Annotated in this window: 16 protein-coding genes; 9 read left to right on the top strand and 7 right to left on the bottom strand. The window is 56.0% G+C overall.

The window, feature by feature from the left end; translation table 11 throughout:
- Nucleotides 1-61 precede the first annotated feature (61 nt).
- On the bottom strand, nucleotides 62-766 hold the full coding sequence (locus FAES_RS06500; RefSeq protein WP_041258626.1) for a GNAT family N-acetyltransferase: 705 nt from the start codon (nucleotides 764-766) through the stop codon (nucleotides 62-64).
- Nucleotides 767-1,245: 479 nt separating this feature from the next.
- Here FAES_RS06500 and aat point away from each other — a divergent pair, with 479 nt between their 5' ends.
- On the top strand, nucleotides 1,246-1,875 hold the full coding sequence (gene aat, locus FAES_RS06495; protein WP_015330405.1) for a leucyl/phenylalanyl-tRNA--protein transferase: 630 nt from the start codon (nucleotides 1,246-1,248) through the stop codon (nucleotides 1,873-1,875).
- A 90-nt stretch (nucleotides 1,876-1,965) separates the two neighbouring features.
- Complete coding sequence (gene proB / locus FAES_RS06490) at nucleotides 1,966-3,000, top strand: glutamate 5-kinase (protein WP_015330404.1); 1,035 nt, start codon at nucleotides 1,966-1,968, stop codon at nucleotides 2,998-3,000.
- A 90-nt stretch (nucleotides 3,001-3,090) separates the two neighbouring features.
- On the opposite strand, the gene FAES_RS06485 is transcribed toward proB, so the two are convergent.
- From FAES_RS06485 to FAES_RS06475, 3 genes are all read right to left on the bottom strand, one after another.
- On the bottom strand, nucleotides 3,091-5,208 hold the full coding sequence (locus tag FAES_RS06485) for a peptidylprolyl isomerase (protein WP_015330402.1): 2,118 nt from the start codon (nucleotides 5,206-5,208) through the stop codon (nucleotides 3,091-3,093).
- A 135-nt stretch (nucleotides 5,209-5,343) separates the two neighbouring features.
- Nucleotides 5,344-6,141 (bottom strand): hypothetical protein, encoded by a 798-nt coding sequence (locus tag FAES_RS06480; RefSeq protein WP_015330401.1) that lies wholly within the window; start codon nucleotides 6,139-6,141, stop codon nucleotides 5,344-5,346.
- Nucleotides 6,142-6,387: 246 nt separating this feature from the next.
- Nucleotides 6,388-7,137, bottom strand: a complete 750-nt coding sequence (locus tag FAES_RS06475; protein ID WP_041257608.1) for a DUF3291 domain-containing protein — start codon at nucleotides 7,135-7,137, stop codon at nucleotides 6,388-6,390.
- Nucleotides 7,138-7,278: 141 nt separating this feature from the next.
- On the opposite strand from FAES_RS06475, the gene FAES_RS06470 reads away from it, so the two are divergent.
- A complete protein-coding gene (locus FAES_RS06470) occupies nucleotides 7,279-9,630 on the top strand; it encodes a glycosyl hydrolase family 95 catalytic domain-containing protein (protein ID WP_015330399.1) in 2,352 nt (783 codons plus the stop codon).
- 139 nt (nucleotides 9,631-9,769) lie between these two features.
- Here the strand turns inward: FAES_RS06470 and FAES_RS06465 are convergent, their stop codons facing one another.
- Both FAES_RS06465 and FAES_RS06460 read right to left on the bottom strand, forming a co-directional pair.
- Nucleotides 9,770-10,318, bottom strand: coding sequence for a sll1863 family stress response protein (locus FAES_RS06465; RefSeq protein ID WP_015330398.1), 549 nt, complete (start codon nucleotides 10,316-10,318; stop codon nucleotides 9,770-9,772).
- Nucleotides 10,319-10,476: 158 nt separating this feature from the next.
- The gene (locus tag FAES_RS06460; RefSeq protein ID WP_015330397.1) at nucleotides 10,477-11,106 is read right to left on the bottom strand and encodes a thioredoxin family protein; all 630 of its coding nucleotides are present in this window, start codon (nucleotides 11,104-11,106) and stop codon (nucleotides 10,477-10,479) included.
- Between the two features lie 217 nt (nucleotides 11,107-11,323).
- Here FAES_RS06460 and FAES_RS06455 point away from each other — a divergent pair, with 217 nt between their 5' ends.
- From FAES_RS06455 to FAES_RS06435, 5 genes are all read left to right on the top strand, one after another.
- Complete coding sequence (locus FAES_RS06455) at nucleotides 11,324-11,941, top strand: TetR/AcrR family transcriptional regulator (protein ID WP_015330396.1); 618 nt, start codon at nucleotides 11,324-11,326, stop codon at nucleotides 11,939-11,941.
- Between the two features lie 93 nt (nucleotides 11,942-12,034).
- Entirely contained in the window at nucleotides 12,035-13,423 is a 1,389-nt protein-coding gene (locus tag FAES_RS06450) for a TolC family protein (protein WP_015330395.1), read from the top strand.
- Between the two features lie 2 nt (nucleotides 13,424-13,425).
- The gene (locus FAES_RS06445) at nucleotides 13,426-13,848 is read left to right on the top strand and encodes a DUF3995 domain-containing protein (RefSeq protein ID WP_015330394.1); all 423 of its coding nucleotides are present in this window, start codon (nucleotides 13,426-13,428) and stop codon (nucleotides 13,846-13,848) included.
- Nucleotides 13,849-13,862: 14 nt separating this feature from the next.
- Nucleotides 13,863-14,942, top strand: a complete 1,080-nt coding sequence (locus FAES_RS06440; protein WP_015330393.1) for an efflux RND transporter periplasmic adaptor subunit — start codon at nucleotides 13,863-13,865, stop codon at nucleotides 14,940-14,942.
- 31 nt (nucleotides 14,943-14,973) lie between these two features.
- Nucleotides 14,974-18,051, top strand: a complete 3,078-nt coding sequence (locus FAES_RS06435) for an efflux RND transporter permease subunit (protein ID WP_015330392.1) — start codon at nucleotides 14,974-14,976, stop codon at nucleotides 18,049-18,051.
- A gap of 92 nt (nucleotides 18,052-18,143) precedes the next feature.
- On the opposite strand, the gene FAES_RS06430 is transcribed toward FAES_RS06435, so the two are convergent.
- Nucleotides 18,144-18,785, bottom strand: a complete 642-nt coding sequence (locus FAES_RS06430; protein WP_015330391.1) for a 3-keto-disaccharide hydrolase — start codon at nucleotides 18,783-18,785, stop codon at nucleotides 18,144-18,146.
- 191 nt (nucleotides 18,786-18,976) lie between these two features.
- On the opposite strand from FAES_RS06430, the gene FAES_RS06425 reads away from it, so the two are divergent.
- Nucleotides 18,977-20,383 carry a Gfo/Idh/MocA family protein gene (locus tag FAES_RS06425; RefSeq protein WP_041257606.1) on the top strand — a complete coding sequence of 469 codons (1,407 nt, stop codon included), beginning with the start codon at nucleotides 18,977-18,979 and terminating at the stop codon, nucleotides 20,381-20,383.
- Nucleotides 20,384-20,426 lie beyond the last annotated feature (43 nt).

Here is a 20,426-nt window from a genome sequence, read left to right as displayed (position 1 = left end):
TAATCGGCCCCTGGGGTCTGACCGGCAAACGTACCTGATCCTGACCCAGGGGCCGATGCCACTAAGCAGCTTCCAGCTCGCGATCCCGCTTTTTGGGAACTGGGCGCTCGCTAAACCGGAGCAACACCCGCTCTTTCAGGCGCTGCCAGCGTTCATACAGTTTCGATTCTTTCAAGAAATTCCAGGGCGCTTTCTTCTCCTGCTGCTTGTGCTCTTCAGGATCGTACAGCATACCCGTGCACAGGCAGTGCTTCCGGTTGGTGCGCGTCAGGATATCGTAGTTCACGCAGGTCTGACAACCTTTCCAGAAGGCTTCATCGCCTGGCAGCTCGTTCAGCGTTACGGGTTGATAGCCCAGATCGCTGTTGATTTTCATCACGGCGAGGCTGGTGGTCAACCCAATGATCTTAGCTTCCGGGTATTTCGTCCGCGAGAGTTCAAAGGCTTTTGCCTTGATCCGCGTGGCGATCCCGCTTTTACGATGATCAGGATGAACGATTAGCCCTGAGTTAGCGACAAACTTGCCGTGATCCCACGTTTCGATGTAGCAAAACCCAACCCATTCGCCGGTTAGCGTCTGAGCAATAATCGCCTTGCCTTCCAACATTTTTTCAATGAGGTACAGGGGCGAGCGTTTGGCGATACCCGTTCCCCGGGCTTTAGCGCTTTCAGCCATTTGCTGACAGATGGTTTCTGCCAGCCCAATGTGGTCTTTGTTGGCGACCTGAACGATGTATTGATCGTTAACTATTTCGTGCGTGATCATCGTCATTTATTGAACGCCCGACAACGGGTCGGCGGCGGCCTCAAACGGAGACGTTTTTATCCGGATGATGAAAAAGATGGAAAGAAAAAAGTGGGGCGAAGAGGGCCTGCTACGGAAGCAGGACAGCGTTATAGGGTCCTCACGGACCTGAACCGGTAGGGCGTTGTGTGGCAGATTGCCTGTATGTAGCCGGGTTGGTTCATGTGCTTGTTCGTAAACGCGGGCAAAAGTCGATAAATTGCTCTGACCTTGCAATCCATAAACAGATTTTTAACGATTTCGTTCGGCTTTTTTTTACGTCGTTTTCTGCGCTTTGTTTACTGACTAAAATCGCACCACCGACAACCAACTTTTGCCCTGCAAAAGCAGCGCCAATCACTATTCCTACTTCTTCACAATTCATTGATGGTCGTTCTTGTAACTTACCAAAATGTTTTCTATAACTTTGTCTTATTACACAGCATCCCTTTCGGACCCCCATGAGCAAGTTGACCGCCGACGACCTGATCTACGGCTATATCAACGGCATCTTCCCGATGGCGGATGCAGATGGCACACTCTATTGGTATTCGCCAGACCCGCGTGCCGTTATTCCACTTGATTCCTACAAGCCAGCCAAATCGCTTCGCCCCACGCTGAATAAACGGCTGTTCGACGTACGCATAAACTCGAATTTTGAGCAGGTAATGCGGCTTTGTGCCATTCCGCGCTCAGAAGATGATAGTACCTGGATCTCAGAAGAAATCATTGAGGCCTATACGGAACTCCACCACGTGGGCTTAGCGCATAGCGTAGAAACGTATATAGATAACCGTTTAGTTGGGGGGTTATACGGCGTTGCCATCGGGGCAGCGTTCTTTGGCGAGTCCATGTTTCACTTGGTTCCTAACGCCTCCAAGGTGGCGTTTCACCACCTGATTCTTATTCTGCGCGAGCAGCAATTCCAATTGCTCGACACGCAGTTTATCAATGATAACGTGAAACGATTTGGGGCTATCGAAGTGCCCAAACGTACCTACAACGATATACTGAAGAAAGCGCTGAAGCAAAAAGCGCGCTTTACGGAAGCGGCCATCGAGCATCTCTTCAAAAGCCACGCCGGGGATTGAACACGGGGCGACGTCCGAGGATCAACGCTGGTTAGCGCACAAATAAGGGACTGCGCTAACTTTGACCCTTAAACGTAAAACACCTTTCCAATGCCCCGGCCCGTACTTGTTCTTAAATTCGGTACTGCTTCCATCACCCAATCAACCGGCGAACTGAACGAGCCCGTGCTGGTTGATATAGCCCGACAGGTAGCGGCTCTGCGCGATCAATACAATGTGGTACTGGTCTCATCGGGCGCCGTGGGGGCCGGAAAGAGCGCCCTACGCGACTATCGGGGTGAGATCAGCCAACGTAAGGCCGCCGCGGCAGTTGGCAACCTGCTACTCCTTAACGTGTATAGTCGCTTCTTTGCCGTGTATGGTGTCACCATCGCGCAGAGCCTTTGCGAGCGACATCACTTTGCCAACCGGGATCAGTTTCTTCAGTTGAAAGACACCTACGAGGCGCTGTGGGAGAGCGGTATTATTCCGATCGTAAACGAAAACGACGTCGTCAGCAGCCGTGAATTAAAGTTCTCTGATAACGACGAACTGGCTACGCTCTTGGCGGTGGGGTTCGGGGCCGAGGTGCTGATGCTGTGTACCTCCGTTGGGGGGCTGCTCGATGCCAATAATCAGTTGATCCGGCACGTACCCAGCCTCGACGAATCGGTGTTTGGGGTGGTACGCACCGACAAGTCCTCGCTGGGTCTTGGGGGTATGGCTTCCAAGCTGACCTTTGCCAAACTGGCAGCCAGAATGGGCATCCGGGTGGTCATCTTCGGCTTGGCTGAACCAAACAGCATTGCCGGTGCGCTTAAAGGCGAGGTAGGCACTCAAATTGATCCGCAGCCTACCACGCTTTCAGCGCGGAACCGCTGGCTGGCAAGTGGTAGTCTGGCGGTGGGTCAGGTACGTGTCGATGCCGGGGCGGTGGCGGCCCTGCAACGGCGTAGTAGCCTGCTGGCGGTGGGCATCCGTGAGATTCTGGGCGATTTTTCAGCAGGCGAAGTTATCGAGCTGATCGACGAGGCAGGCACAGCCGTTGCCGTCGCGCAGGCGCGGTTATCGGCGGCGGCGCTGACCAATTTGTCCTCACGCCAGAATGTGGAGGTGGCTCACGCCAATGATATCGTCTTGCTGTAGCAGATAGCCGTCATTACAAAGCAAAGAAGCCGCTCAGGTACGTACCTGAGCGGCTTCTTTGCTTTGTAAACCGTATCGGTTTGCGAGTGCTTAATAGAGTTTAGCGCGCCGGTCAACGATGTTGGCGGCTTCTTTGATAGCCTCGTTCATGTAGACCGGGGTACGTTGCGCCTGATTCTGCTGAAGCAGCGTCTTGTACATGGCGTAGTCAGCTACGTTCGGAGCCGGGGCAATCCGCGTAGGCTCAACAATCAGTACACCGCTTTCACCCGCAAATGGCTTCGACCGTTTGCCGGTTTTCAACCCAAACACCCGACCCAGCGCAACCGGATCAACGCCCGCTGAGCGGAGGAAGCCCGTCGACAGGTTGATATCTTCGGCGGTTTCAACGACAGCGCCAGCACCGTATTTCTGCGCCATTGCTTCCAGCGTACCGGCCGATGCGTTGCCCAGTTTCGCCAGGATCTGCTCGGCTTTCTTCTGGTTGCGTACTTTGGCGGTTAGTTCGGCGCGGTAATCGTTGATCGTTACCTTGTCTTTGTCAGTTTCACCCGTTAGAACGGCCACTACATATTGGTCGCCAACCTGGAAAGGCTCCGACACAGCGTTCATATCTGTTTTGTCATCGAATGCCCAACGTACAATCTGGCGGGCATCGGTCAAAGCGTTGATGCTCGACGCCGTTTCAGGAATGCGCTCGGCATTGGCTACGACCAGTGCCTTGTCTTTCTTGGCATTTTCCAGAAAATCGTCCTTTGTTTTGCTGCTGGCCGCAAACTGGCTCGCGCGCTGGTAGGCTTCGTTGGTGGTCGCCTCGCTCGGAGTGATTGTCTTACCGATGCCAGCTACCCGATACAGGATGTTGGTCTTAGGCTCGGTCACCTTGATGATGTGGTAGCCAAAGTCGGTTTCGACCACGCGGGGAATCAGACCGGTTCCAGCAAAGCCAAATACGGCGGCCTCGAACGGTTTCACCATACCACCGTTATTTTTGAAATAGCCCAGATCACCACCCTGTTGGGCTGAGCCATCTTCGCTGTTGCTTTGCGCCAGGGCTTCAAAGCTGGCACCACCCTGAATCTGCTTCAGAATACCTTCAGCCCGGCGTTTTGCCTGTGCTTTGGCCGAATCGGTTTTCGCCGTTGCCCGGATCAGGATATGGCTGGCCCGAACGGTGAAGTTGGTGTCTTTCTTCGTGCCACCGTACTTATAAATGAAGTACGTGTTGCCTTCGCGGAAGGGGCCGTATACGCCACCCGGCGCAAACGTCGGCACGGCGGCGCGCAGTTGCGTCGGCATCTCACCGATGGTCTGATACAGCGCAACAGGCACGTCAGAATTCTGACGCGCGTAGGTCGAGTCGTTTTTAGCACCACCCAGGCCACGCGCCAGCGATTTGATTTCGTTGTAGAGCGATGCGCTGTCCTCTTTCGATGGATTCACCGCAAACGTTACGTACTGAATCGAGCGGGTGTTAGCACCGGGGAACTCGTCTTTATGCTTGCCCAGGTAATCTTCCAGCTCCGAATCGGTCACTTTCACCGTGGTGTCGTTGACCGAGTAATAGGGTACAAACAGGAATTTCGCGTCTGCTTTGGTATTCTGCGCCGTGTACTCCTTCTGCGCCTCAGCCGACGTGACGTAGTTGGTCATCTGGAGCATGTTGTTGTACTTTTCCCGCACCCGGTTGACGCTCAATTGCTGCTCGAAGCTCGCCCACTGCGCTTTTTGCGCCGGGGGTACGCTGTTCAGCCCTTTGAGGTACTGGATGATCTGGTTTTTGTCGAACTGACCCGTCTGGGGGTTGGTAAACGCCTGCCGCACTTCGGGGCTGATGTTCTCACCCTGCACCATGTCGACGAGTTCGTCGGGCGACACCGTCAGACCGAGCTTGTCAAATTCTTTCTGGTAGGCGGTTTCGAAGATGAGTTGGTTCCAGGCCTGCTCACGAACCTGCACCATTTCCTGCTCGCCAGGGGCGCGGCCCGTTTGTTGTTCATACTGAGCCCGAATCTGATCGACTTTTGCCTGAAAATCCTGGTTATCGATGGTTTTTCCATCGATTTCGCCGACTTCCTGATCGTTTTGGCCGAAAAGCGTACTCCGCCCCCCCAACAAATCGCTCCCCACAATAAACAGAATCAAACTAACGGCGATGACGCCGACTGCCAATCCGGAGCGTTCACGGATTTTGTTAATTAATGACATCTCGGTTTATACACGAATTTAGCCCGCAAAATAACAATCTTTCCCGTTGGGATACAAGAATGAAGCCAAAGGTTAATGCATAATCTGTCTCGCGAAACGAGCGTTGACGAGCCATCGACGCGGCGCCCGTCGGGGTTATTCTGTTCCCCTAACCACCTCTATGGTTTCTGACGCGTAGTCGGCTTCAGGCCAACTGGTCAGGATTTGCCCTTCTTGCAGCGCAATGGCGGGGCGACCAAATGCCCGAATCTGAGACCTGACGCCAATATCGCCCTTATCCACACTGCCTATATAGATTCGTCCGAGCCATTTGCCCGTCGCTTCTACGCCAATCGGCGGCTGTACCCAATACTGCCCACGCCCAATTGCCCGCACGACGACCCATACCGTATCCAGACCGGTCACTCTGCCCTCAGCTAGTAGCTGGCGCGGCACAATCTGATCGTGATAAGGGCGATGGATGATCAATTGGCTGCCGGGCGATGCCTGCTGCGTTGTCTGGTAGATGAGCAGGGCAGCACCAACCACAACGCCTGCGAGTACCAGCGCCCCATTGCGGCTTATTGCTGGCTTTGCCTGAGCAACACCCATGTTGGCTTCGTTGGCAACTAACGTGGACGGTCCCTTTGCGTAGGACTGGCAGGTATTAAGAATCTTTTTGCCGGGGATAAAATCTGGGTTTGTGAATAGCAGCGCCAGCGTATTGGTGCTGGGCACGTGAAGCGCATTGTTTATCCGATCAATCTTCCTGATTTCGTAAAATTCTACCTCGAATGATTCTTTGAGCGGCTGGTAATTAGCCCGATTGCTATTGTACTCAAAATCAGGAAAGCGATCCCTGTCCAGCGACTGGTAGGTCCTGTACTTGGCTTTTATGGCTTCACGCAGATCGCTCATCTCCGTCACCGTTAGTGACTCGCCGGAATTACTCATACCAATCAAAAAGGGAAGTAAACGGAAAAATAACCGTAAATGTAAACGGCCCTGTAAGCTTAGGTCAATATACTTTCGCGATATAGTTGACTTACTACAACAGACTATAAGTATCCACCCTGTTCAACCTCTCCCTTTTTAGTTGCTGCGTAGGGAGCCACGGGCTATGTTTCACATACATAGCCCGTGGCTCCCCTGTCAAAGCGCGTGAGGACTTTTTACTGAAAGTAAATGCGATCGACTGCGTTAGTTGCCGACGAGTTTACCCAAACTCCCCTCCGCCCTGACGACCCAGAACCGGGCAAACAGTTCTTCAGAGTACCAGTTGCGCTGCCGGGTTTTCTTCACAATTTCTTTGTGGCCGCTCTGCCGATACGCAAACTGATCGACGGTGGCGGCATCGCGCCAGACACTGAGCGTGCATTGCTGCACCAGCGGCACCTCGCCGGATCCGATAGCCAGTAACAGCTTGTCGCCCTGCCCGGTCAGGCGTTGCCGCGCGGCAGGTACGTTCCGCCAGAAGTCGAACAGCTTGCTGGTGCGGATGGTCGCTCGGGTGAGTACAGCCACGGGCAGCGCGGGGTGCGGGGCCTGCGGGCGTTCGTCTGAGGCCTCAAAGGGGTTTGTACCGCCCCATCGGCCATGTGATTTGAACGGCTCCAGAAACAACGTACCCAGCCCCGGCAAGTCCGCGCCCGGCGTGGATTCGCCCCGCGTGGATTCGCCGGGGCTGGGTACGCCTGATTGAGTTACGGGCAGAAACGGTTGCCAGGCATCAGACGCGAAGAAGCGCATGGCATCGGCCTCGCTCGCCCAGGTCGCCAAAAAAACATATTGCGAAAAGTCGGGCCAGAGGCCGAAGTTTTTGCCCGTACCCATCATCTTCTGGAATTGCAGACCCGGCGCGTCAAAGGGCTTCATACTCCAGCGACCCATGTTGGCAAAGGCTCGATACCGGTCGCCCGGGGCAAATTTCAGTACGGAAAGGGTAACCATGTAGTCTGATTGACAAACGGCGATGTACGATTTTGCTCGCAAACTACGCGTATCCGCGCAGGCAGAACAGTATGCCGTACTTCGTAAATCGGAATTCTGCCCCGCTTGTTTCAACGGGGCTGCGAATGCTACTTTTGACGAATGCATTCGACCAACACCGCCATGCGCTTTTTGCTTAGTTTCTGTCTTGCCTTACTGCTTCTTTGCCACACCACCCCGCTGCTGGCGCAGTTGCCGCCCCGCACGCTAACCTGGCAGTTTCCGCTGCCCCGGCCCCATACGGGCGTGCTGCTGGGCAATGGTACGCAGGGGATCATGGTCTGGGGCGGTGGTAATGTGTTGCACCTCACCATCAGTCGTACGGGTTTCTGGGACCACCGGGGCGGGGTCGAATTTACCACCAAGACAACTTTTCCCGACCTGAAAGCCAAATTGCAGGCCGGCGATGAAGCCGGGATCAAGGCCGCTTTTACGGTGCCGAAATCGGGGCAACCCTCATTGGGGCGCCCGCAGCAACTAAGTGGCGGGCGGCTCGACGTAACGATGCCCAAAGGCTGGCTCATTCTCTACGGTAACCTCTTTACCGACCGGGGGCTGTTGCAGGTGGTGGTTCGCGACCCGCAGCAACTGAGCCACGTGATCAACATCCGGCAGGCCGCCAGTCTGGAGATTACCGACATCGACATCCCCAAGGGTCTGCGTGGTAAGCTGGCGTTCAAACTGATTCCGCACTACACGTTTGTGGCTGATCAACTGCGGGCGGCAAGTATTGAAGAACCCACCTGGGTCGTAAAAGAAAATAATGGTAAGGGCGCGTTCATTCAGCCGCTGCCCGAAGACGACCCCTTGCTGGTAGGTTACGATCAGGTCAACGAGCAGCACGTCTACATCCAGACCAGCAACCTGTATTACAACCGGAAAACACGCCGGTTCGACTACCCGGCCATGCAGGCGTTGCTCGACCGGGCGCCGTCGGCGATTGCTACCGCCGATACCTTCTGGGCCAGCTATTACCGGGTGGTGCCGCGCATTGCCCTCCCCGACCCGCTTTTGCAGGAAATCATCGACTACGGGTTGTATAAACAGGCTATTGCGACCTCGCCTAACGGCCTGGCCTGCGCCTTGCAAGGGCCGTTCATGGAAGAGCAGCAGCTGGTCCCCTGGAGCAACGACTACCACTTCAACATCAACGTGCAGATGATCTACACGCCTGCGCTGGCGACCAACCGGCTGGCCAATTTCCGGCCCCTGTGGCGGATGATCGGCGGGTGGATGCCACAGTTGAAAAAGAACGGTGAAGCCTTTTTTGGCCGACCGGGTGCTTTGATGCTCCCCCATGCCGTAGATGACCGCTGCCACGTGGTGGGTACGTTCTGGACGGGCACCATCGACCACGCCTGCACCGCCTGGATGGCCATGATGGCCTGGCAAAATTACCGGTATGGCCTCGATCAATACGATGCGCCCAAGTTGCTCGACGAAACGGTCTGGCCCATGCTCAACGGGGCCTTCGAAGGCTATTATGCCATGCTGGAAGAAGTGAGCGACGGGCAAGGCGGCAAGCGCTTCAGCCTGCCCGTGTCGGTGAGCCCGGAATATCGCGGAGCAGCCATGAATGCCTGGGGGCGCGATGCCAGCTTCCAGTTGGCGGCCCTGCACCGGATCTGCCGGATTCTGCCTCAGGCCGCTGCCGCGCTGGGCAAGCCCGTTGATCCGCGTTGGGCCGACGTCGACAAACGCCTTCCGGCCTACACGGTAATCAGTGGCAAGTTTATGGACGAGTGGAACCTCAGCAATGAGCGCATCGCCCTGTGGGAGGGCATGGACCTCATCGAGAGCCACCGGCACCACTCGCACCTCGGCGGTGTGTATCCGTTCGCGACCATCGACCTGAACGACCCGGCGCAGCGCAAGCTGGTCGACAACAGCCTGGAGGCGTGGCGCTTCAAGGGAGCCGGGGGCTGGGCGGGCTGGTCGATTCCGTGGGCGTCGATTCTGCTGAGCCGCACCGGACAGACCGATGCCGCCATCAAATGGCTACACTATTGGAAAGAAAACTACGTGAATGAAGGCCGGGGTACGTTGCACAACGCCAATACCAACGGCACCAGCCTGCTCGGTGCACCCGATTGGGAAAAGGAAGCCAAAAACCGGGAAGTGATGCAACTCGATGCCGGCTTTGGTGCCTTGAGCGCTGTGCTGGAACTGCTGGTGCAAAACCGCGACGATGCCATCTATGTGCTGCCCAACCGACCACGTACCTGGCAAAACCTGAACTTTGACGATGTCCGTACCGAGGGCGCTTTTCTGGTTGGGGCCACTGTAAAAGAAGGCACGGTTACGGAAGTGCGTGTGAAGAGTCTGGCGGGTGGCAAGCTCGCGTTGGTGCATCCGTTCGGCGCTACTTATAAGCTGAATGGACAGGCACAAACCGGTGAAAAAATAATCCGCGACTGCAAGGCAGGCGAAGTACTACTACTTAGTCCACTGTAGCAGTAATTCTACGAAACTGTAGAGCTCCATACTGAAACGGTCTGTGGTTAATAGCGTTTAACAAATGAAAAGGAGTCGAGCTTAACTGATAAATCAGTCAGGCTCGACTCCTTTCACTTACAAGTTACGGTGGGGCGGATTAGTCGTCTTTCCCGTCGGGATCAACCTTATCTTCTGCCTTGTCAAACGCGTTACCGATTGACCGGCCTGCCGATTTAAAACCAGCTTTGATGTCTTTCCAGGCTGCTTCGGTTGCGTTCTGGGCTTTGTCGATGTCATTGCCCAATTCTTTGCGCTCGGCTTCCAGCTTAGCCAGTTGCTCTTTCGATTCGGCCTTTGCTTTAGCACCCTGCCGCTTGATATCGGCCTGCATTTCATCAATGCGGGTGTCCAGTTTATCGCGCTGGCGCTTCATATCGGCCACGGCTTCATCGCGTTCGCGTTTGAAATCAGCAGCGGCCTCATCGCCAGCGGCCTCCATCTTGTCGCCTGCCTCGGCGGCATCCTGACGAGCTTCAGCAGTAGCATCTTTGGCATCCGCTTTCATGGCATCGCCGGTTTGCTCCATGGCATCTTCGGTGCGCGATTCCTTCTTACCATCTGAGCTACACGCCTGAAACAAGGTCATTGACGTTGCCAGCAGGCCAACACTAAACAGGTAAGCGAATGAACGTGGTTTTGTAATCATGATTGTGTAAAGAATTGGTTTGTTGGCAAAGTGATTGGCAAAGGCCGTGCCATATCCACACAAGCCCTAATAAACCAGGGCCAACGGCTGGCGTTGCTCCACGCCTTTATCCGCGCAGAGTTCGCCAGCCATTGGCCCTGGTTTTCTACTCCATTCGCTTACTTGATCGCGCAGCCAACCGCTTTGGTCAATGGTGTCACCACCGGCCGACCAACCAGCAGATTAGTCACGGCTTCGTCGACATACTGACGTTGCACCCCGGCGGGGTCCTGTGGGCTGTCGTCGATGCTACCAATGTACTCTACCGTGAAGCGGGCGGTTGCGTCGGCACCACCGTTGCGTTTTAGCACGTATACCTGCGGCGTGCGGTTTGCCCCAAACGAGTGGGCTACGGCTTGCGTAGCATCCTGCAGGTACGGGAACGTGTAGCCTTTTTCACGGGCGCGGGCCTGCATTCGCTCAAACGTATCGTCTTCATAGATCGCCGCGTTGTTCGACAGCACCGCAATGACCGGAAAGCCCTGCGCACTAAACTTGCGATCGAGCGCCAGAATACGGTCTTCGTATGCCTTTGAGAACGGGCAGTGGTTGCTCGTAAAAATCACAATCAGCCCCCGCTGGCCCTGATAATCAGACAGGCTGATGGTGCGGTTATCCACGTTTTTGAGCGAAAAAGGCGCTACAATATCGCCAAGCGTATAGCCGGCGTTGGGTCGTTGGGCCACGGCCGTTGGGAACGTACCCAGCAGGCCGAATCCTATCAAGGCAACCAGCAGAAACGATTTCATTTGTTTGGTATTCACACTACTTTGACAACGAAGTACGGCAAAAGATTAATCCATCGTGAGTGATCGGTCCGGATTACCTCCGTTTGTGGACGACAATCCCCATTGGCACAAAAGCAACTACCGTTCCTCGCTCAGAACTACCGTTCACAAAAAAACAGCAGCCCGATTTTGATTCACTGAACAGTGTTCATTATGTTTGAGCCGTTAATTGACTGGTATGGGTATCGTAGAACGGAAAGAGCGGGAGAAAGAAGAAATGCGGCGGCGAATCATCGACGCGGCCCAACATCTATATGTGCAGAACGGCTACGAGAAGCTCAGCATCCGGGCCATTGCCGACGAGATTGAATACAGCCCGGCTACTATCTACCTGTATTTCAAAGATAAGAGTGAAGTGATCTACGCCGTTCATCAGCAGGCGTTTGCCAAGCTGATGAATGAGTTTCGGGCCATACTGATCATTACCGATCCATTTGAAAAACTGATCGCGATGGGAAAACAGTACACCCATTTTGCAATCGAAAACCCGGAATTGTTCGATGTGATGTTCATTATAACGGCTCCGATGGAAACCCTTGAATGCCGGGAAGAAATCTGGTCGGAGGGGCGCATTGCGTTCAGCATGCTCGTGCAGGTCGTGCAGGAGTGTATTAGCGCAGGCGTGTTTCAACCGCAGGATCCCGAAGTAGCCGCTATGATGATCTGGAGTACGATTCACGGTTATACGGCCCTCTTTGTTCGAAAACGCCTCAATATGTTCACCGATGAGCGCCGTGCCGAGCTGATGCAGCAGGCCTTCACGCTGTTCTGTAACACCCTGCGTAAAGGTTTATAAACGCATTGGTGCATTCCGAATGAGCCTCGGAAGGCAGCGATAGACTAGACTACACCCATTTACTAAACACTGTTCATAAACTATGCACTGATTATGAAGAAGGTCTTTTACCACATATTCTTCCTGTTGGTTTGCCATTCGGCTAGCTGGGCGCAACCGGCCCCGCCGGGTACGTCGTCGCTACTCGACGGCTACGTTCAGGAGGGGTTGCGCAATAACCTGACCTTAAAACAGGAAGGCTACGAGATTCGGCGTGTGGCCGAGTCGCTGGTGCAGGCGAAGGCTCTGTTCTATCCGCGGGTGGCGTTCAACCCAACCTATTCGCTGGCGGCGGGCGGGCGGCGGCTTCAGTTTCCGGTGGGCGATCTGCTCAATCCGGTCTACGGTACCCTCAACAAACTAACGGGGCAGGACCGCTTTCCCACCAACATCGCTAACGTCAACGAGCAACTGGCTCCCAACAATTTTCACGATACAAAGGTCAGCATGCAGTATGCGCTGTACAACACCGACCTTCAATACAACTACCTGATTCAGAAAAGTTTACTCTCTGCACAACAGGCTCGTCAGCGAGTGGTCGAAAACGAAATTCGCTACAGTATCCAGACGGCTTATTACCAGTACCTGCAAACGCTCGATGCCCGCCGGATATTCGACAATGCCCGCAACACCTTGCGAGAGTTGGTGCGCCTGAACGAAAAGCTGGTGAGCAACAACGTGGCGACCAAAGAAGTGGTGACACAGGCCCGCTACGAACTCAGCAAGATTGATCAGCAGCTGGTGACGGCGGATAAGAATCAGGCCACGGCAAGGGCTTACTTCAACTTTCTGCTCAACCGCGACCTGACTGCCCCCGTCGCCATTGATTCGACACTGGCCCGAACCACGCCACTAGGCGAAGACGCGCTGCCCAACCTGCAACAGGCAGCCGTACAAAGTCGGCAGGAGCTGACGCAATTGGGGCAGTCGCTGAAAGCCGCGCAGCTGGCCATCAAGCTCAACGAAGCCAACGCCATGATTCCGAATCTATATGTGGGCGGTAACGCTGGTTTTCAGGGATTTGGCTATACGTTCAGCAACCAGGGGTACGCCCTGTTGCAGCTTGGATTGCAATGGGATCTGTTTAAGGGCTACGAAAAACGGTCGAAGATTCAGCAGGCCAAAATTCAGGCGGAATCAGTACAAAATCGGATCAACGAGGTTGAGCGGCAGATTCAGCTACAGGTGTTGCAGGCCTATTATGAACTCGACGCTGCCAACCAAAGCCTCACCGCTACGCAAGCTGGCCTCACCAACGCTGAGCAGACCTTCCGTATTATCGACAGCAAATACCGCAATGGGCAGGCACTGCTCATCGAACTGTTGCGTGTGCAAAACGACCGCCTGACGGCTCAGCTTCAGCAGTCGCTTGCCCGCGAAGAGGTACTCGCCAAACGCGCCGCGCTCGATCGAGTCACGGCAGTTCCCCAACCAACGCCCTGACTATGCTCCCTGCGCTACTCAATACCGCCCTGCTGCTGCTGATCAGTGGCATCCACGTCTACTGGGCGTTCGGCGGCACCTGGGGCCTGTCCGCGGCCCTCCCCGAACGACCTGACCGCGCCGGGCAGAAAGCGTTCCAGCCAGGCCGGGGGTTGACGCTGCTTGTGGCGGCGGGGCTCGCCGCGATGGCCGTCTTGCATCTGTACCGAATCGGCTGGTTGCCAGGTACGTTGCCTAGTTGGCTCACCCAGTATGGTCTGCTTGGCGTGGGGGGTATTTTCTTCCTGCGCGTCGTTGGCGATTTCAGGTACGTCGGCTTCTTCAAAACCACGACCGAAACCGCATTCGCCCGCCTCGACACGGCCTTCTACATTCCGCTGTGTCTGATTCTCAGCATCTGCGCCTTCTGGACAGCAGTTCTCTAACAACCATCATACACATGAAACCGACTTATTTACTCATTGCGCTGGTTGCGCTCGCTACCGTATGGGGCTGCCACAGCAAGACCGAACAGGCAACGGAAACCGCCGCAGCCGACTCGGTAACCGACGCCACGATCATTCCCGTTCGGCTGGCGGCAGTCGAGCAGGTTGAACGGGCCGAACCGGTGGTCGCCTCCGGGCTGGTGTCATCGTCGGAAGAGGCGCGGCTCTCGTTCAAGATTGGCGGCATCGTCAACAAACTCTACGTCGACGAAGGGCAGACCGTACGGAAAGGCCAACTGCTCGCTACGCTCAATCTGACCGAAATCGATGCGCAGGTATCGCAGGCTCAACTGGGGCAGGAAAAAGCCGAGCGCGATCTAGCACGCGTTAAAAAGCTGTACGCCGACACCGCCGCCACGCTCGAACAGCTCCAGAACGCCACGACGGGCAGCAACGTAGCGCGGCAGAACCTGACGATTGCGCAATTCAACCGGGGGTATGCCCAGATTCGGGCGTCGGTGGATGGCACCGTCACGCGTAAACTGGTTAACGAAGGTGAGTTTGTCGCTGCCGGTGCAGGCGTATACCTGCTATCGGGTAACCGCCGCAACGATTGGGTAGTGCGCGTGGGCGTGGCTGACAAAGACTGGGCCCGGCTCAAGCTCGGCGATCGGGCAACCATAGCGCTCGACGCCTATCCTGACCGGTCCTTTTCGGGCACGATCACCGAACTGGGGCAGGCCGCTGACCCCATGAACAAACTCTATGAGGTCGAGATTCGGCTGAACCCGGCCGGTGCCAGATTAGCGCCGGGGCTGTTCGCCAAGGCGACCCTTACCCCCACCCAACGACGTACCTACGCGATGGTGCCGATCGAAGCGATCGTGGAGGGCAATGGCAAAGACGGATTCGTATACGTGCTGGCAACCCGTCAGGCCGCAACAGGCCCACAGCGGGTGCGTAAGCAACCAATTCAGATCGGCTACATCAGCGGCACTAAGGTCTTACTGACGGGGGGATTACAATCCGTAAACCAAGTAGTTACAAGCGGTTCAGCTTTCCTGACCGAAGATTCGCGCGTGGCTGTAAAATAGGTAAACGCGCCGCCTCGGCGCTACATACACCATGAACTTAGCTCAATTTTCCGTCAAGAACTGGCAGTTTATGCTGGTGCTGTTCATCGCCGTGTTTGCACTTGGCATCAACGCATTGGTGAATATGCCGCGGGGCGAGGACCCCGAGTTTACGGCCCCGCAATTTGCCGTCATTTTCGTGTATCCCGGCACCGACGCTGAGGATATGGAAGAACTCGTAGCCGACCCCGTAGAGGCCCGATTCAACGCCCTCGACAACATGGATCACGTCATTACCAGCATCGAAGACGGGCTGGTAGTGGCGCGGGTCGAATATGAATACAGCCAGGATCCCGATGAGAAGTACCAGGAAATGGTGCGCGAAGTCAACGCCCTGCGCGCCGAACTACCCGCCGACATTTTCCGCATCGAAATCCGGAAGTTTTCACCCACCGACGTCAGCATCGTACAAGTGGCGTTGCAGTCGGAAGTAGCCACCGACAAGGAGTTGGGCGAGCAGGCAGACCGCCTACGCGAACAGCTGGAAAAGGTAAAGACGCTGAAAAACGTAGCGAGTTGGGGCTTCCCAAAGACCACCGTGCGGGTGTCGCTTAACATTGAGAAGATGGCGCAGGCGGGCATCGCCGTTAACCGAGTGTTGGGCGCACTTCAGGCCGAAAACCTGAACATTCCGGCGGGTAGCCTGCTGGCCGGTACGCGCAAGTTCAACGTCAAAACCAGCGGCGATTACCAATCGCTCGACGACATTCGGAATACCATCGTTTCGACCAATGGACAGAAAACCATCTACCTCCGCGACATCGCCGACGTTGCGCTCAATTACGAAGAAGCAACGTACCTGACGCGCCTGAACGGCCACCGGGCGGTGCTCGTTACGGCGGCTCAGAAAACGGGCGCCAACATCGAGAAAGTAGGGCAACAGCTTCGGCCCGTGATCAGCGAGTTTGCCAAAACGTTGCCGTCGCACATCGTCCTGACCAAAAACTTCGATCAGGCGGCGAGCGTGAGCAAGCGACTCTCGCGCTTTGCCAAGGATTTCGGCATCGCCATTCTGCTGGTGTCGATCACGCTGCTACCCTTGGGGTTCCGGGCGGCTTCCGTCGTCATGATTTCCATTCCGCTGTCGCTGGCCATCGGGCTGGCGTTGCTCGGTGCCTTTGGTTTCAGCATTAACCAGTTGAGCATTGTCGGGTTCATCGTGGCGCTGGGTATTCTGGTCGACGACAGCATTGTGGTGGTCGAAAACATCGAGCGGTACCTGCGCGAAGGCTACAGCAAACGCGACGCCGCCATTCAGGCTACCAGCCAGATTACCACCGCCGTAATCGGTTGCACGACCACGCTGGTGCTGGCCTTTTTGCCACTCATCTTTTTGCCCGAAGGCTCCGGCGATTTCATCCGGTCGCTGCCGATGGCCGTGGTGACGACGGTGTTGGCCTCGATGGTGGTGTCGCTCACGATCGTCCCGTTCCTAAGCAGCCGCCTGCTGAGCCACAACCACAACCCCGAAGGCAACTGGTTTCTGCGGGGTCTGAAGCGGGTAATCGGCGCGTCGTACAGCAAGCTGCTGGTGTGGGGCCTGCGCCATCCGGTGCTGACGCTGCTGACGGCCGTTGCCTTATTCATCGGGTCGCTGTCGCTGTTCAAACAAGTTGGGTTTGCGCTCTTTCCAGCCTCCGAAAAACCGCAGTTTCTGGTCAATATTGAAACCGGCGACGGCAGCAACCTGTCGGAAACCAACACGGTCACGCGCTTTGTCGAAAGCGTGCTGAAGCGCGAGCCGACGATCCAGTATTTCACCAGCAATGTGGGCAAGGGCAATCCGCGCATCTATTACAACATCGTGCAACGGAGCGAGTCGCCCAACTTTGCGCAGGTGCTGGTGCAGCTTCAGCCCGACACGCGCCCCGACCAGAAGCGGGTGATCATCGACCGACTGCGTGAGCGACTGGCCAGCTATCCTAACGCCAAAATCGAGGTGAAAGATTTTGAGCAGGGGCCCGCCCAGGAGGCGCCGGTGGCGGTGCGCGTTTTCGGCGAAAACCTCGATTCGCTACGTACCCAGGCTGCGCGGGTCGAGGCCGTTTTCCGCCAGACGCCGGGTTTGCTGTACGTAAACAACCCGCTGGCAACGCGCCGCACCGACCTGCGCGTGAAGATCAACAAAGAGAAAGCGGGCCTACTGGGCCTGTCTATTGCCGACGTAAACCGCACCATCCGGCTGGCGGTAGCGGGGCTCAACGTGGGTACGTTCAAAGACCCCGAAACTTCGGACGATTACACCATCAACGTCACGCTGCCCAAGGGTGCTTCGACCGACCAAAGCGCGCTGAGTAACCTCTACATCAACAGCCTGACCGGGAGCGCCGTACCGCTGCGGCAGATCGCCGATTTGCAGTTCGAATCGGGCACCAACCAGATTTTGCATTATGACAAAGACCGCTACGTGACCATTACGGGCTTCGTCAAAACGGGTTATCTAGTCGACAACGTCTTCACCGACGTGCTGGCCAAACTGGGCAAAATGACGTTCCCCAAGGGGTTCACGTATAAAGCGGCCGGGGAGTTGGAAAGCCGTGAAAAGTCGTTCGGAGGGCTGGGCACCATCATCCTGATTACGGCGTTCGGTTTTCTGGCCGTACTGATTCTGGAATTCGGCACCTTCAAAAGTTCGTTGATTGTGCTGTCGGTGATTCCGTTGGGCATTATCGGGGCCATTGTCGCGCTGCTGCTGACGGGCAATCCGTTTTCATTCGTTGCCGTGATCGGTCTGATCGCGCTGATCGGCATCGAGGTAAAGAACTCCATTCTGCTGGTTGATTTCACCAATCAGCTACGCGAGCAGGGCATCCCGCTCGACGAAGCTATTCAGGAAGCGGGCGAGGTTCGTTTCGTGCCGATTGTACTGACCTCGCTCACGGCCATCGGCGGGCTCATTCCGCTCGCTATCGAGAACAATCCGCTCTACAGCCCCCTGGCCTGGGTGCTCATCGGCGGCCTGGTTTCCAGTACGTTGCTCTCGCGGGTGGTGACGCCAGTGCTGTACAAATTGCTACCGCCACGCGTTGACGTAACGGCGGTAGCCGAGCCCGAGGCAGAATTAGTATAGGTAGACGCGAAGACCGCGAAGGGTAACGCAAAGGGCGCCAAGAGTTAATTTCTTGGCGCCCTTTGCGTTACCCTTCGCGGTCTTGCATTCGATTACAACGGCCGGATCATGATGTCTTTGAACATCACTTTGCTCTTGGGGTCGTGTCCCTGCAAGGCAACGGTGCCGTGGCTGAGGCGGTGTTGCGCGTCGCCACCTTTGCGGTCCAGATTATCGGGTTCGGTATACTCGTTGATAACCTTACCGTTGATACGTACCGTGACGGTTTTGCCCTGCACGGTAATCTGTTCGGTGTACCATTCATCGTCTTTCACGAATACCTCTTTCACATCCTGAAACGAGTACACGCTACCCGTTTTGCGCCAGTCTGAGTGGGTTTGGTTTACCTGAATTTCGTAGCCCTGTGCCGGCCACCCTTTATCCTGGTAGGTAGTGTGAATAAACATACCTGAGTTGGCACCAGGGGCCGTTTTTACAGTGGCCTTCCATTCGAAGTTGGTGAAGTCGTGGTTGCCAACCGGACCATCATAGAAGAGGTGCGCCCGCGGGCCGAACACCACAATAGCGCCATCCTGCACACTGAACGTAGCCGGATTTTCGGCCACTTTCCAGCCGGTCAGGGTTTTGCCATCGAAAAGGCGTTGCCAGCCCTTCTCATCCGTCGAGGTGGCTCGTTTGGAACCAGAGCAGGCTGTCAGCAAGGCTACTGATACTAGCAGAATCAGGTGTTTCATACGTCGTTTGTTTTGACTGTAAAGGGCACCGCCCCCCCAGATTACCCCCACCGCCCTGAGTAGTTTATGCAATCGAATGAAATAGGCCTGACCGTTGACGAACTGCTAAATTAAAAAAAGCCAAAATTTTCAGTAAATTATCTTGTGTTTGTACTCTATTGCTGACCAACCTTTCTTTTTAGCGCACTCGTATGCCAAATCAGTCACAGGTATCACGGCGGCTTTTTCTCCAAAAAGCCGCGCAAACAGCCGCTTCGGGTACGTTATTAATGGGCTTTCCGACGATCGTTCCCGCCTCCGTCTTTGGTAAAAACGCTCCAAGTAATCGCATTAACATAGGGGCTATCGGTACGGGGCGCATTTCGCGGGGGCACGACATGCCCGGCGTCTGGAAGTACGACACGGCCCGGATCGTTGCCGTATGCGATGTGGATAGCCGCCGCGTGCAGGATGCCAAGAAGCTGGTCAACGAGTATTACAGCAAGAAAGAAGGCAAACCCTACGACGGGGTACGTACCTACGGCGACTACCGCGAGCTGCTACAAAACAAAGACATCGACGCTGTGCTCATCAGCACACCCGATCACTGGCACTCCCCCATCGGAATGGCAGCCGTGCAGGCCGGGAAAGATGTGTACATGCAGAAACCCGCCTCGCTAACCATTTCGGAAGGCCGCGCCTTGAGCAATGCCGTGCAGGCGACCAACCGAATTTATCAGGTCGGCAGCCAACAGCGGTCGTGGGCGCAATTCAGGATTGCCGCCGAGTTGGTCCGTAACGGGCGGATCGGTCAGTTAAAAACCGTTTACGTAGGCCTGCCCGGCGACCCCTCAGGGAACGAAGAACCGGCGATGCCCATACCCGCTACGTTGAACTACGACATGTGGCTCGGCACCACGCCGGAAGTGTATTATACCGAAAAACGGGTGCACCCACAGGCCGACTACGACCGCCCCGGCTGGCTGCGTTGCGAACAGTTTGGCGCCGGCATGATCACCGGCTGGGGCTCGCACCACATCGACTCGGCCCACTGGGCCATGGATACCGAACGCACCGGCCCCGTCGAAATCTGGGGCACGGCGCAGTTCCCGACGAGTGGGCTGTGGGATGTTCACGGCATCTTCCGGACCGAGGCCAACTACGCCAATGGGGTACACATGGTCGTCAGCAACGAACTACCCAATGGCATCCGCTTTGAGGGCACCGAGGGCTGGATTTTCGTGACGCGGGGTAACTACACCGCCACCGCCAGCGATCCCGTCGCCGCAGCGGGTAACACAAAAGCGCTGGATGCGAGTGATCCGCGCATCCTGACGTCGAAACTGGGGCCCAACGAGGTGCACCTGCCCGTCAGCGACGATCAGCATGGTAACTGGCTGCAAAGCATCCAAAGTCGCAAGCCGCCAATTGCCCCGATCGAAGTGGGGCATCGGTCGTGCTCGGCCTGTCTGCTTCATCATGCCACCATGAAGCTGAAGCGCAAGCTGTATTGGGACCCAGCCCGCGAGCAGTTCAAAAACGATCCCGAAGCCAACGCCCTGCTGTCGCGTCCCCAACGGGCCGCCTACGCTGTCCCCGCACTGGCCAAAGCCAGATAACCCCCGATTCTTTCCCGAATTGGCTCCGCCGCTTACGCTTCCC

Source organism: Fibrella aestuarina BUZ 2 (assembly GCF_000331105.1).
Classification (GTDB): domain Bacteria; phylum Bacteroidota; class Bacteroidia; order Cytophagales; family Spirosomataceae; genus Fibrella; species Fibrella aestuarina.
The sequence above is the reverse complement of the archived record's forward strand: the minus strand, read 5'-3'. Positions and strand labels throughout refer to the sequence as shown.